The sequence below is a fragment of the Ramlibacter sp. genome (assembly GCF_041916345.1).
In the GTDB taxonomy this organism is placed as follows: domain Bacteria; phylum Pseudomonadota; class Gammaproteobacteria; order Burkholderiales; family Burkholderiaceae_C; genus Ramlibacter.
In genome coordinates this window covers 20704-33067 of the sequence record NZ_JAYRZR010000041.1, presented here as the reverse complement: position 1 = coordinate 33067, position 12364 = coordinate 20704, and the positions used below count along the sequence as shown (strand labels likewise).

Genomic DNA, 12364 nt, shown 5'->3' with positions numbered 1-12364 from the left:
GTGCCGTACAAGGGCAACGCACCGGCCATGACGGACGTGATCGGCGGCCAGCTCACCATGATGTTCGACATCATCGGCAGCGCCCGCAACTACATCGCCGGTGACAAGGTGCGGGCCATCGCCGTGACCTCGCCCAAGCGCAATGCCTCGCTGCCCGACGTGCCCACCATGGTCGAGGCCGGCGTGAAGGACTTCGACGTCGGCGGCTGGTACGCGGTGTACGGTTCGCCGAAGACGCCCGCGGCCCTGGCCGCGCGCTACACGCAGGCCATGGCGCGCGCGCTGGCGGACCCGGCCATGAAGGCGAAGCTGGAGAGCATGGGCTACGAGATGTGGTCCGGCGAGCCGGCGGTGGTGGACGAGCGCGGCCGCAAGGAGCGCGCCATGTGGGCCACGGTGACCAAGGACATCAAGGTCGAATGACGGTGAGCGGCAGCCGACGGATCCACGATCTCTTCGACGCGTCGCTGGCGGCCACGCCGCAACGTGTGTTCCTGCACCTGCTGGGTGCCGATGGCCAGCCCGGCACCATGACGTTTGCCGAGGTCGGCGCGCTGGTGGACGCGGTGGAGGCCGAGCTGCGTGACGACGGCGTGCGCCCCGGCGACCGCGTGCTCGTGCTGGCGGAGAACTGCCCCGAGCATCTGGCGCTGATCGTGGCCTGCAGCCGCGTGGGGGCCTGGTCGTGCGGGGTGAACGCGCGCATGGCGCCCGGCGAGGTGGCGGGCTTCGCGGCCAAGGCCGATGCGCGCGTGCACTACTTCACCACGGGCGTGTCGGCCGCGGCGCGTGGGCATGCCGATCGGCAGCAGGCGGTGGCGTCGCGCGTGCCGGGCCTGGCGCGCACCGCGCCCCGCGCGGAGGCCGTGGCGGAGACGGGCGACCTGGGCCGCAGCGTGGCCGCCATCATCTTCACCTCCGGCACCACCGGCCAGCCCAAGGGCGTGCTGATGACGCATGAGGGCGTGACGCACTTCGGGCGCGTGTCGGCCGCCTCGCGGGCGCTGGGGCCGCAGGACCGCTCGTACGCCTACCTGCCGATGACCCACATCTTCGGGCTCGGCACGGTGCTCACCGCCTCGCTGCATGCGGGCGCGGCGCTGGTGATGCGCGCGACCTTCGATCCCGCGCAGGCGCTCGTCGACCTGGCGCAGCATGGCGTGACGCAGTTCCAGGGGCCGCCCACGCTGTTCTCGCGTCTGCTGGCGCACATGGACGAGGTGGGCGTGAAGCAACCGGTCGCGCCGCAGCTACGCTATGTCTACACCGGTGCCGGCCCGCTGGATGCGGCGCTGAAGCAGCGGGTGGAGGCGGCGTTCGGCCAGCCGCTGCATCATGGCTATGGCCTGTCGGAATATGCAGGCTCGGTGCATCTCACGCGGCTGGGCGAATGGCGCCGTGACACCTCTGCCGGCTACCTCGTAGAGGGGGCGGAGCTGAAGATCGTGGACCCGGCCACCGGCGCCGATCTGCCGGCGGGCCAGCGCGGCGAGATCTGGATGCGCGGTGTGGGGCTGATGCCCGGCTACTTCCGTGACGAGGCCGCCACCGCGGCGGTGATGCGGCCGGGCGGCTGGTACGCGAGCGGCGACCTGGGCGAGATCGCCGCCGCGGACGGCGCGCTGTTCGTCGTGGGTCGCCTGAAGGAGCTGATCATCCGATCCGGCTTCAACGTGTACCCGGGCGAGGTGGAGGCGGTGCTCAATGCCTTTCCGGCCATCCAGGCCTCGGCGGTGTTGGGCCGCCCGGAGGCCGATGGCAACGAGGCGGTGCTGGCCTTCGTCACGCTGCGCCACGGCGCCACGCTGGACCAGGCCGCCTTGCGCGCCCACCTGCGCGAGAACCTGGCGCCGTACAAGCAGCCCGAGTCGGTGACGGTGGTGAGCGAATTCCCGATGACGGGCAGCGGCAAGGTCTTGAAGCGCAAGCTGCTGCCTTCGTAGTCTTCGTAGGCTGGGGTGTCAACCCCAGCGTTTTCGGCAGCCCACCCGGATCGCTGGGGTTCCGCTTCGCTCCACCGCCAGCCTACGAGGTCACCGCCGCGCCATTAACCCGCCGTTAACACCCGCGCCGAACATTTCACTTGCGGCGCCGCGGCGGCGGTCGAAGAATGCGGGCAACGCTCAACACGCCGCCTGCCGCGCATCGCCCATGACCGACCTGTCCTCGCAGCCCGTGGCGAGCGAAACCGCCACCGAACTGCCGCCGCTCGTGGATGCCTGCGAGCTGGAGGCCTACCCCGGCGAGACGATGGAGCGGCGCATCGCGCGCGGTGACTTCGCGCCCGAAGGCCGGCGTGTGCAGGTGCTCAACCCGCGCGGTACGCCGCCGCCGGTGCGCCTGCGGCCCATGGCCGCGCGGCCCGCCTCGCTGGAAGGCCGCACCGTGTACCTGGTGGACGTGCGCTTCATGAACGGCCGGGCCTTCCTGGAGCAGATCGAGCAGGTGCTGCGTGAACGCTTCCCCGGCCTGAAGACCGAGCTGCGGCAGAAGCGCGGCGGCTACACCGAGGACGACGCGGACCTGTGGAACGAGATCCAGGCCAACGCCGGCCTTGTGGTCATGGCCATCGGCCACTGCAGCACCTGCGCCCCCGCGGTGGCGGTGCACTGCATGCACCTGGAGGACCGCGGCATCCCCACCGCGCCCCTCGTCACCACCGCCTTCTCGGACCTGGTGCAGGCGGTGAGCTGGAAGGCCGGCATGGCACCGCTGCGCTTCAGCTTCGTGCCGCATCCGGTGAGCGGCAAGACCGCCGAGGAGCTGCGCGCCTACGCACTCGGCACCGGCCCCACCGGCGCCGAGGCAGTGGTGGATGGCATCGTGCGCGCGCTCACCGCGCCCCTGCAGCCGCATGAACAGGCCACGGGCGAGCTGCCGCGCCCGGTGCCGCGCCTGCTGGGCGCGGACACCGAGGACGAGCTGCACACGATGTTCCGTGAAGCGTGGTGGACCGACGGCCTGCCCGTGGTCCTGCCCACGCCCGAGCGGGTGCAGGCCATGCTGCGCGGCACGAGCCACGCGCCCAATGAGGTGGTGGGACGCATGCGCCCCACCGAGACGCAGGAGGACTGGACGTACACCGTGGAGCAGGTCGCGGTGAACGCGGTGATGGCCGGCGCGCAGCCCGAGCATCTGCCGGTGATCCTGGCCCTGGCCGCCAGCCAGGTGACGGCGCTGCACAGTTCCACCAGCGGCTTCGCGGCGATGGCGGTGGTGAACGGCCCCATCCGCAAGGAGATCCGCATGAACGCGGGCCTGGGCGCGCTCGGCCCCTTCAACCACGCCAACGCCGCCATCGGCCGCGCCTGGGCCTTGCTGTCGCGCAACCTGGGCGGTGGCGCCGTGCCCGGCATCACCTACCTGGGCACGCAGGGCAACCCGCTCAACTACACCGGCCTCACCTTCGCCGAGAACGAGGAGCGCAGCCCCTGGGAGCCCTTCCACGTGCAGAAGGGCTTCGCGGCCGGGGACAGCACCATCAGCCTCTTCCGCGGCCGTACCTTCAGCCACTTGCTGGAGATCCGCCCGCAGACGTGGCAGCAGCAGCTGGTGAACATGGTCTCCGGCTTCACGCCCACGCCGCGCACGCCGCTCACACTGCTGGTGGAGCCGCTGGCCGCGCGCGGCCTGAAGGAGCGCGCGGGCTTCCAGAGCAAGCAGGCGCTGGCGCAGTGGTTCCATAAGCATGCGACGCTGGACTACCAGACCTACTGGGACATGCAGCTGGTCATCAACTACGTCGAGCCGCTCGCGCGCAAAGGCCAGGAGCCCTTCGCCTCCTACCTCGCGCAGGGCCCCGGCACCCAGGTACCGCGCTTCGCCGACCCGGCGGCCATCAGCACCGTGGTGGTGGGCGGCGAGAAGAACGCGTATTGGTTCGCGACGGACTTCAGTTATCTGAAGACGGTCAAGGTGGATGATTGGCGGTAGGGTTCGTTCCCGTCATCCCCGCGTAGGCGGGGATCCAGGAGCTCTCTGCCCCCTTTCCCTCTCCATCACCCGCTGCCTTCGCCCCATCCCCCACCCGCCCCCGGCTCACTGGACTACCTTTCGGTTGTTGAAGGATGCCGGCATGGCACGAAGCACAGATGACGCTGGTCCCTCGCGGCTAGGGTAACTGGAGGCCGGGACGGTCCCGGCTCGGGACGCAATACGTGTAGCGTCTTCTCGCTCTCTTTCGGTTTTCCGCCGTCAAGATGGTAACATATGTGCTACCAACAGCCATGCTGGATATACGCGAGTACCTGGAAGAAGACGGCACCAGTCCCTTCGCGGAGTGGTTCGCAGGCCTGGACGCCACTGCGGCGGCCAAGATCACGGTCGTCCTCGCGCGCATCGAGCAAGGCAACCTGTCCAACGTCAAAGGCGTCGGGGAGGGGGTGCTGGAGTACCGGCTGGATGTCGGGCCGGGCTACCGGGTGTATTTCGGCCGCGACGGCGACGTGCTGGTGATCCTGCTGGCCGGTGGAACGAAGAAGCGGCAGCAGCACGACATCGAGGCCGCGCAGGCTCGTTGGGCGGCCTACAAGCGGCGTAAACGATCGGCGAGGTGAATCATGGCTCTGACACGAAACTTCAAGGAAACGGTGCTGGCGCGCGTGCAGGCGGACCCGAAATTCCGCGATGCCCTGCTCAAGGAAGGCATCGAGACCCTGCTGTCCGGCGATGTGGACGCAGGCAAGGCGATCCTGCGCGACTACATCAAGGCGACGGTGGGCTTCGAGCAGCTCGGCGTCGAGGTCGGCTCATCGCCGAAGAGCCTGATCCGCATGTTCGGCCCGACCGGCAACCCACAGGCGCGCAACCTGTTCAGCGTGATCAGCCACCTGCAACGCCACGCCGGACTCACCCTGCACGTGACAACGCAGCCGCACTGATGACAGCCAGAGGCGGTCGCATGGGAGGCGTTCACATCACCGCCTTCCAAACCTGATCAAACGCCTCCGCGAACGCCCGCTCCGTCACCGACATCGGCCGATACCGATTGCGCAGCAGCTGCACCTCCAGCTTCTCGGCCGACTGGAACGGCCGCACGGCCAGACCGGCCAGCTGGCCGCCGGCGATGGAGGCTTGGTCGACCACGGCCACGCCGATGCCGGCTTGGGCGAACCAGCAGGCGGTGGTGGAGCTGATGCAGTCCAGGTCCATGTGCATGTCGGCCGCCGCGGCGCCGAAAGCGCGGCGCAGCGTCTGGCCGAAGGGCGTGGTCTCGGGGGAGACCACCACGCGTTCGCCTTTCAGATCGGCAGGGGTGATGCGGCGCTTCGCGGCCAGCCGATGCTCCGCCCGCATCACGCAGGCCAGGCCGCAGCTATAGCGCTTCACCGTCTCCAGGTTCGGGTGGTCGTGCGGGGCCAGGGCCACACCCAGATGGGACTCGTGCTGCACGAGTTGCTGGTTCACCAGATCGGGCGACACCACGCGCACGCGGCCCTGCAGCCGCGGCACCTGCTGGTAGAGCTGCGCCAGCGTGCGTGAGACGAGGAAGGGCGCCAGGCTTGCCGTGCAGGCCAGCCGCAGCGTGGCCTGGCGGGGCTGGGCCAGCTCGCGGCTGATGTCGCGCACCGTCTCCACCCCCTGCCACAGGCGCTCGATCTCCGCGTGCAGCTGCTGCGCCTCGGGCGTGGGGATCAGCCGGCCGCGCACGCGCTCGAACAGCGTCAGGCCGGTGGCGCGGGCGGCCTGGGCCAGCACCTTGCTCACGGCCGGTGGTGACACGTGCAGCAGCACGGCCGCGCTGTTCACCCCGCCCGTCAGCATGACGGCGCGGAACACTTCCATCTGACGCAGGTTCATGGGGTCTCCTCCTGCCGCAGCATAAGGGATGAACCCCAGGTTAACGGGCGGGCTGTTCTTTTCAATTGACGCTGCCCGGCGCGGCGCGGAACATGCCCGGCATGCAGGACACGACCTCGCCCCCAGGGCGCAGGCAGATGGAGACAGACCCTTGACCGACCCCACCCTGCCTGGGGCTGCCGGCGGGCCCGCCGATGCCGCGCGCGTGACGGCGATCGGGCTCACCGCCAGCGCCCCGGCCCATGGCATGCAGTACCGCCACGTCGGCCGCTCGGGCCTGCGCGCCTCGGCCATCGGCGTCGGCTGCTTTCCCTTCGGCGGCTTCCTGGACGAGGCCGCCTCGCACCGCGTGGTGCATGCCGCGCTGGACCTGGGCATCAACTACTTCGACACCGCCAACAGCTACGGCGTGGGCCGCTCGGAGGAGATCCTGGGCACCGCGCTGGCGGGCAGCCGCCGCCACCAGGCCGTGATCGCCACCAAGTTCGGCAACCGCATGGCCGACGGGCCGAACGACGTGGGCGCCTCGCGCATCGCCGTCATCCGCGCGTGTGAGGCCAGCCTGCGCCGCCTGCGCACCGACCACATCGACCTGTACCAGCTGCACTGGCCCGACCGCGCCACCCCCATCGAGGAGACGCTGCGCGCGCTCGATGACCTCGTGCGCGCCGGCAAGGTGCGCTACATCGGCGCCTCCAATCTCTACGAGTGGGAGCTGTGCGAGGCGCTGTTCACCGCCCGCGCGCTGGGCGTGCCGGGTTTCATCTCGGCGCAGGACTTCCACAACCTGCTGTACCGCGACATCGAGAAGCGCATGGAGCCGTTCTGCGTGAAGCATGGCATCGGCATGACGGCCTACTTCCCGCTGGCGGGCGGCATGCTCACCGACACCTACCAGCGCGGCGTGCCCATGCCGGCGGGCACGCGCGCGGCCACCAGTCCTTCCACCGCCTCGTGGCACACGCCACGCAACTGGGCGGTGCAGGAGCAGCTGGCCGCCTTCGCGCGGGAGCGCGGCTGGCCGCTTGCCCGCATGGCGCTGGCCTGGATGCTGCAGCGGCCGGCCACCTTCACCGTGATCGCAGGCGCCGACAACCCCGCGCAGCTGGCCGACAACGTGGCCGCGCTCGCCATCCGGTTCACGCCTGAGGACCTGCTGGAGATCGACCGCATCACGCTGGTGGAGGAAGACCGCACCGTGGCCCCGGTCTACCGCACCCTGCGCCCCGAGAAGGTGTACGAGTTCGAGGCCATGCAGCGGGCGCGCACGCACCGCGGCGAGCCTTGAGGCGCACACGACCCACGAGCTGTTCCCCGAATGAGGAGTCCGACATGAACGCATCCACCCCCCTGGCCACCGCGCGGTTCTCGCGCCGCCGGCTGCTGATGGCCGCCACCGCCGCGCCGCTGGTGGGCTTTCCCGCCATCAGCCGCGCCCAGGCGAGGCGGCTCACCATCGTGCTGACGGTGCCGCCCGGCACCTCGTCCGACGTGCTGGCGCGCCTGCTTGGTGAACAGGTGCGGGCCAAGCTGGACCGCAACGTGATCGTGGAGCCCAAGCCGGGCGGCGGTGGCGCGGTGGCGGTGCAGCACCTGCGCAGCTTCGAGGCGGATGGCTCGGCGGTGCTGGTCGCGCCCAGTTCGGCGATGTCGCTGCTGCCGATGTTCACCAAGAAGCCGCCGTTCGATGTGGACAAGGACGTGGTGCCGGTGGTCAACCTGGCGGCAGCGCCGCACGGCATCACCGTCAACACCAGCATGGGCGTGAACAGCTTCGCCGACTACATCGAGCAGGTGCGGCGCAACCCCAAGCTCGGCTCCATCGGCACGCCCAGCCCGGCGGGCCTGGCCTCGCTGCTGGTCTACCAGATCCGCAAGACCATCGGCGTGGATGTGCAGCACGTGCCGTACAAGGGCGGCTCGCCGCTGCTGGCCGATCTGCTGGGCGGGCAGATCCCCGCCAGCGCGTCGATCATGCCCGACTACCTGGCGGACCATCGGGCGGGCAAGCTGCGCATCCTCGCCATCTCCAGCGAGGCGCGCTCGCCGCTCGCGCCAGACATCCCCACCTTCACCGAGCTGGGGCATGCCGGCTTCGTGGCCGTCACCTCCTTCGGGCTGTTCGCCAAGAGCGGCACGCCGCCCGCGGTGGTGAACGAGTTCGCGGCGGCCTTCAGCGAGGCGCTGGCCGCACCGGCAGTGGTGCAGCGCCTGCATCAGATGGGCCTGGAGCCGCAGGGCGGCCAGCCAGCCGACTACCGCAACCGGCTCGCGGCCGAGCGCACGCGCTGGACACCGCTGATCCGGGAAACCGGCATGACGATCGATTGAGCATCGGGCTACGCTCACCGGCATGTCGACGACGCAGGAGCAGACCATGTCACGCCCTTCCCTTCGCCGCCGCCAGGTGCTGGCCGCCACCGCCGCGCTGGCGCTGAGCCCGCTGGCTCGCGCCTTCCCCCTGGGCGGGCGCACCGTCCGCCTGATCGTGGGCTACCCCGCCGGCGGCGGCACCGACATCCAGGCACGCCTGATCGGCCAGCACCTGTCGCCGATCCTGGGCGTGCCTGTGATCGTGGAGAACCGGCCCGGGGCCGGCACCATGATCGGCGCCAACGAGACAGTCAAGTCCGCGCCCGACGGCCACACGCTGATGTACTCGCCGGCCTCCACGCTGGCGCAGCTGCCGCACACGCTGGCGGCCGTGAAGTACGACCCGTTGAAGGACTTCACGCCCGTGGCCCAGTGCGCGCTGGGCCCGGTGGTGCTGGTGCTGCACAAGTCGATCCCGGCGAACAACCTGCAGGAGCTGATTGCCCACGCGCGCAAGAACCCCGGCGAGCTGAACTACGTGTCGCAGGGTACCGGTACCTCGGCCCACATCTTCGGCCAGATGCTCGCCAAGCAGGCGGGCATCGAGATGGTCCACGTGCCGTACAAGGGCGCGAGCGATGTCGCCAAGGATTTCGTGGCCGGCCGTGTGCACCTGCAGTTCGCTTCGTCCTCTGCCGCGGCGCAGCTCATGCGATCGGGTCAGGTGCGCCTGATGGGCGTGGTGTCGCCCAAGCGCAGCGAGCTGTTCCCCGATCTGCCGACCATGGGGGAGCAGGGCATCGCCGGCATGGACATCGACACCTCGCTCGGCGTCTTCGGCCCGGCGGGCATTCCACCCGCCACCGTGACGCGCCTGTCCGAGGCGCTGCAGCAGATCATGAACATGCCCAGCGTGCGCGAGGAGTTCCGCACCGGCGGGGTGGAGCCGCGCTGGGCCGGGCCGGCGGACTTTGGCCAGACGATTCGTGAGTCGCATGCGGCCTGGGGGCGCCTGCTGGCGACCGTGGGCTATCAGAAGCAGTAGCGCCGTCCCCGCAATCAGGAGACCTGTCATGTCAACGCTCCGACTCTCCCGTCGCCAGGTGGTCGCGGCCGCCACGCTGGCCGCCGCGGGCCTGGCCCGTGCGCAAGCCTTCCCGTCGCGGCCGGTCAAGCTGATCCTGCCGCAGCCGCCCGGCGGCGCGGCCGATCGCCTGGCCCGGCTGCTGGGCGAGCGGCTGGAGGCCCGCTGGACGCAATCGGTGGTGGTCGAGAACCGCCCCGGCGGCGGTGTGGTGGTGGGCACGCAGGCGGTGGCGCGCGCCGCGCCGGACGGCCACACCATCGGCCTGCTGGGCAGCTCGCTCACCATCAACGCGGTGCAGCGCAAGGACCTGCCGTACGAACTGAAGGACCTGCAGCCGCTGGTGCGCATCGGCTACTACACGGTGGGCCTGCTGGCGCACGCCAGCTTCCCGGCGACCGATATGAAGAGTCTGATCGCGCTGGTGCGCAGCCAGCCGCCGAAGAAGTATTCGTATGGCTCCAACGGCATCGGCACCTCGGCCCACGTGGCCGGCGAGATGCTCAATCACATGGCCGGCATCGACATCCAGCATGTGCCCTACAACGGCGCCGCCAAGATGTACACCGACATGGTGGGCGGGCAGGTCCCGCTCGGCTTCTCGGTGCTGAGCTCGGCCGAGAGCTTCATCAAGGCCGGCACGCTGAAGGTGCTGGGCATCACCAGCCCGCAGCGCAGCGCGTTGCAGCCCACCTGGCCGACCATCGCCGAGACCTTGCCCGGGTATGAAGCGGTCAACTGGGCCGGTGTCTGCGCGCCAGCGGGCTTGCCGAAGGAGCTGGCCCAGCGGCTGGCCGATGACCTGCAGGCGGTGCTGAAGGCGCCCGACATGGCGAAGCTGCTGGCGGACCAGGGCATCGAGGCCGGTGTGCAGGGCACCGAGGAGTTCGCTGGCTTCATCGCCAGCGAGGTGAAGCGCTTCGAGGCGCTCACCAAGCCGCTTGCGCCCCGCATGAACTGATCGCCCCTTGGCATGACCCCGAGCACCTACACGCTGCAACGCACGATCCGCGCTGAGGCGCCGGTGGACCTGGTGGTTGCCGGCGGCGGCCCGGCGGGTACTGCCGCCGCCGTGTGCGCGGCACGCCTCGGCCTGAAGGTGCTGCTGGTGGAGGCCACGGGCTGCCTGGGTGGCATGGGCACGAGCGGACTGGTGGCCTCCTTCGGACCGGTCTCGGATGGCAAGCGACGCCTGGTGGGCGGCTTCATGAGCGAGTTGCTGGACACGATGCAGGCCCAGGGCGCCTTCGCGCCGCAGGTCACGCCCGACTACCTGAACGCGCAGCTCAATCGCTGGGTGCCCTTCAAGCCCGAGCACCTGAAGCGCATCCTGGACGATTTCACCGTGGCCGCGGGCGTGGAGGTGCGCTTCTTCACGCGCGTGGTCGAGGCCGAGGTGCGCGACCAGCGCATCGAGGGCGTGGTGCTCGCGAACGTGGAGGGGCTCACGTACGTGCCGGCCCGGGCCTTCGTCGACGCCACGGGCGATGCGGCGCTATGCGCGCTGGCCGGCGCCGAGTGCAAGGTGGTGCTGCGCGACACCGACACCGTCTCGCCCAGCACGCTGTGCGCGGTGCTGGGCGGCATGCACTGGGACGACCCGGCGTATGCGGGCGAGGGCGGCAAGGGGCTCGACGCGGTCAAGGCGCGCGTGCGTTCCGAGCTCGTGCCCCAGGCCATCGACGACGGCTTCTTCACGCAGGAGGACCGCTTCTTCCCCGGCATGAACCGCATCGGCGGCAGCACGGCCACGCTGAACGCCGGCCATGTGTTCAACCTGAATCCGCTCTCCGTGCGCAGCCTCTCCGATGGCATGGTGTTCGGCCGCAAGCTGGCGGTGGAGTACACCGAGTTCTACCGGCAGTACGTGCCGGGCTGCGAGCAGGTGGAGCTGCTGTCCACCGCGCCGCTGATGGGCGTGCGCGACTCGCGCCGCATCGTGGGCGAGTTCGAGCTGGGCATCGAGGACTTCCTGGCGCGGCGGCAGTTCCCGGACCAGGTCGCGGTCTACAACCGGCCCACCGACGTGCACCCGACCAACACCACCAAGGCCGAGTACGAGCGCTTCATGAAGGACTTCCACGGCAAGGACAACCTGGGCCGTGGCGAGTGTGTGGGCATCCCGTACAGCATCCTGGTGCCGCGCGGCGCGCAGAACTTCTGGGCCGGCGGCCGCTGCCACAGCAGCGACACCAAGGTGCACGGCTCCATCCGCGCGCAGTCGGCCGCGTACATGATGGGGCAGGCGGCCGGCACCGCGGCGGCGCAGCACATTGCCACCGGTCAGCCGGCCTGCGACCTCGACACTGAGGCGCTGGTCACCACGCTGCGGGGGCAGGGCGCGTTCCTGCCGCAGAAAGCGCTGTCAGCGAAGATGACGCGCGCCTGAGGCGCGGCAGGCAGCGCGTCGCCAGGCGGGAGGGGGTCCGCTCTTCGTAGGCTGGGGTGTCAACCCCAGCGTTTCCCCGCCGCGCCCGCTCAGCCTGGCTGCTCCGCCTGCAAGCGCCGGATCATGAAATCCGCCGCCTCCAGGATGTGGCGCCGTGCCAGCCGCTCGGCCTGGTCGCCGTCACCCGAGGCCACGGCGGCCAGCAGGGCCTCATGCTCGTCCCAGATGTCCCGCGGCTTGTCGTCGCGCATCAGCACCTCGCCCATCACGCGCTGCGTGTGCGTCCAGTGGGTCTCCATCGAGGGCGCGAGCAGCGGGTTGCCCGACAGCTCGTAGATGAAGTCGTGAAAGGCCATGTCGGCCGCGATCATGCCGCCCACCGAACCGGCCGCCACCGCCTTGCGGCCGGCGCGGATGAGGGCAGGGCCCTGGGTGGCCGCGCGCTTCGCGTTCGTCTCGGCGGCCTTGCGGAAGGCCAGGCCCTCGATCACGGACCGCACGTCGTAGAGGTGGCGCACATGCTGCAGGTCCAGCGCCGCCACCTGCAGGCCGCGGCCGGGCGCATCCCGCAGCACGCCCTGCTTGCGCAGCAGCGTCAGGGCCTGCTGCACGGGCTGGCGCGACACGCCCAGCTCCTGCGCCAGTTGCTCCTGGATGATGCGCGCGCCGGGCAGCAGCTTGCCGGAGGCGATCTCGGAGAGGATGGCGCCGTGCACCTGTTCCACCAGGCTGGGCGCGGACTGCAGGGTCTTCAGGGCCATGACGGATGCTAGCGCGTG

The 12364-nt window shown here is 70.3% G+C and carries 12 protein-coding genes; 10 read left to right on the top strand and 2 right to left on the bottom strand.

Features of this window, described 5'->3' with window-relative positions; genetic code table 11:
* The 5 genes from ACE3T5_RS12310 to ACE3T5_RS12290 form a co-directional block, all read left to right on the top strand.
* Positions 1-423: Bug family tripartite tricarboxylate transporter substrate binding protein (locus ACE3T5_RS12310; RefSeq protein WP_374668005.1), on the top strand; the 423-nt coding region annotated here is incomplete at its 5' end.
* Positions 420-1943, top strand: coding sequence for a class I adenylate-forming enzyme family protein (locus ACE3T5_RS12305; protein WP_374668003.1), 1524 nt, complete (start codon positions 420-422; stop codon positions 1941-1943). The genes ACE3T5_RS12310 and ACE3T5_RS12305, both read left to right, overlap by 4 nt.
* A 208-nt stretch (positions 1944-2151) precedes the next feature.
* Entirely contained in the window at positions 2152-3933 is a 1782-nt protein-coding gene (locus ACE3T5_RS12300) for a UGSC family (seleno)protein (RefSeq protein WP_374668001.1), read from the top strand.
* Positions 3934-4226: 293 nt separating this feature from the next.
* Entirely contained in the window at positions 4227-4556 is a 330-nt protein-coding gene (locus ACE3T5_RS12295) for a type II toxin-antitoxin system RelE/ParE family toxin (protein WP_374667999.1), read from the top strand.
* A gap of 3 nt (positions 4557-4559) precedes the next feature.
* Positions 4560-4880 (top strand): transcriptional regulator, encoded by a 321-nt coding sequence (locus ACE3T5_RS12290; RefSeq protein ID WP_374667997.1) that lies wholly within the window; start codon positions 4560-4562, stop codon positions 4878-4880.
* Between the two features lie 31 nt (positions 4881-4911).
* Here ACE3T5_RS12290 and ACE3T5_RS12285 read toward each other — a convergent pair whose 3' ends face one another.
* Positions 4912-5799: a LysR substrate-binding domain-containing protein gene (locus ACE3T5_RS12285; protein WP_374667995.1), complete on the bottom strand. Its 888-nt coding sequence runs from the start codon at positions 5797-5799 to the stop codon at positions 4912-4914.
* Positions 5800-5950: 151 nt separating this feature from the next.
* Between ACE3T5_RS12285 and ACE3T5_RS12280 the strand changes: the two genes are divergently transcribed.
* The 5 genes from ACE3T5_RS12280 to ACE3T5_RS12260 are packed head-to-tail and all read left to right on the top strand — an operon-like array spanning position 5951 to position 11585.
* Entirely contained in the window at positions 5951-7087 is a 1137-nt protein-coding gene (locus ACE3T5_RS12280) for an aldo/keto reductase (RefSeq protein WP_374667992.1), read from the top strand.
* Positions 7088-7131: 44 nt separating this feature from the next.
* Positions 7132-8130, top strand: a complete 999-nt coding sequence (locus ACE3T5_RS12275; protein WP_374667990.1) for a tripartite tricarboxylate transporter substrate-binding protein — start codon at positions 7132-7134, stop codon at positions 8128-8130.
* A 46-nt stretch (positions 8131-8176) separates the two neighbouring features.
* Positions 8177-9157, top strand: coding sequence for a Bug family tripartite tricarboxylate transporter substrate binding protein (locus ACE3T5_RS12270; RefSeq protein WP_374667988.1), 981 nt, complete (start codon positions 8177-8179; stop codon positions 9155-9157).
* Between the two features lie 28 nt (positions 9158-9185).
* The gene (locus ACE3T5_RS12265; RefSeq protein WP_374667986.1) at positions 9186-10157 is read left to right on the top strand and encodes a tripartite tricarboxylate transporter substrate binding protein; all 972 of its coding nucleotides are present in this window, start codon (positions 9186-9188) and stop codon (positions 10155-10157) included.
* A 12-nt stretch (positions 10158-10169) separates the two neighbouring features.
* Complete coding sequence (locus tag ACE3T5_RS12260) at positions 10170-11585, top strand: FAD-dependent oxidoreductase (RefSeq protein WP_374667984.1); 1416 nt, start codon at positions 10170-10172, stop codon at positions 11583-11585.
* An 89-nt stretch (positions 11586-11674) separates the two neighbouring features.
* On the opposite strand, the gene ACE3T5_RS12255 is transcribed toward ACE3T5_RS12260, so the two are convergent.
* On the bottom strand, positions 11675-12346 hold the full coding sequence (locus ACE3T5_RS12255) for a GntR family transcriptional regulator (protein ID WP_374667982.1): 672 nt from the start codon (positions 12344-12346) through the stop codon (positions 11675-11677).
* Positions 12347-12364 lie beyond the last annotated feature (18 nt).

What these genes read in the sequence shown, in the direction of transcription:
- ACE3T5_RS12265 (WP_374667986.1), top strand. Translation starts at nt 9,186, where the DNA reads ATGTCAACGCTCCGACTCTCCCGTCGCCAGGTGGTCGCGGCCGCCACG.
- ACE3T5_RS12300 (WP_374668001.1), top strand. Translation starts at nt 2,152, where the DNA reads ATGACCGACCTGTCCTCGCAGCCCGTGGCGAGCGAAACCGCCACCGAA.
- ACE3T5_RS12270 (WP_374667988.1), top strand. Translation starts at nt 8,177, where the DNA reads ATGTCACGCCCTTCCCTTCGCCGCCGCCAGGTGCTGGCCGCCACCGCC.
- ACE3T5_RS12285 (WP_374667995.1), bottom strand. Translation starts at nt 5,799, where the DNA reads ATGAACCTGCGTCAGATGGAAGTGTTCCGCGCCGTCATGCTGACGGGC.
- ACE3T5_RS12290 (WP_374667997.1), top strand. Translation starts at nt 4,560, where the DNA reads ATGGCTCTGACACGAAACTTCAAGGAAACGGTGCTGGCGCGCGTGCAG.
- ACE3T5_RS12260 (WP_374667984.1), top strand. Translation starts at nt 10,170, where the DNA reads ATGACCCCGAGCACCTACACGCTGCAACGCACGATCCGCGCTGAGGCG.
- ACE3T5_RS12305 (WP_374668003.1), top strand. Translation starts at nt 420, where the DNA reads ATGACGGTGAGCGGCAGCCGACGGATCCACGATCTCTTCGACGCGTCG.
- ACE3T5_RS12255 (WP_374667982.1), bottom strand. Translation starts at nt 12,346, where the DNA reads ATGGCCCTGAAGACCCTGCAGTCCGCGCCCAGCCTGGTGGAACAGGTG.
- ACE3T5_RS12275 (WP_374667990.1), top strand. Translation starts at nt 7,132, where the DNA reads ATGAACGCATCCACCCCCCTGGCCACCGCGCGGTTCTCGCGCCGCCGG.
- ACE3T5_RS12295 (WP_374667999.1), top strand. Translation starts at nt 4,227, where the DNA reads ATGCTGGATATACGCGAGTACCTGGAAGAAGACGGCACCAGTCCCTTC.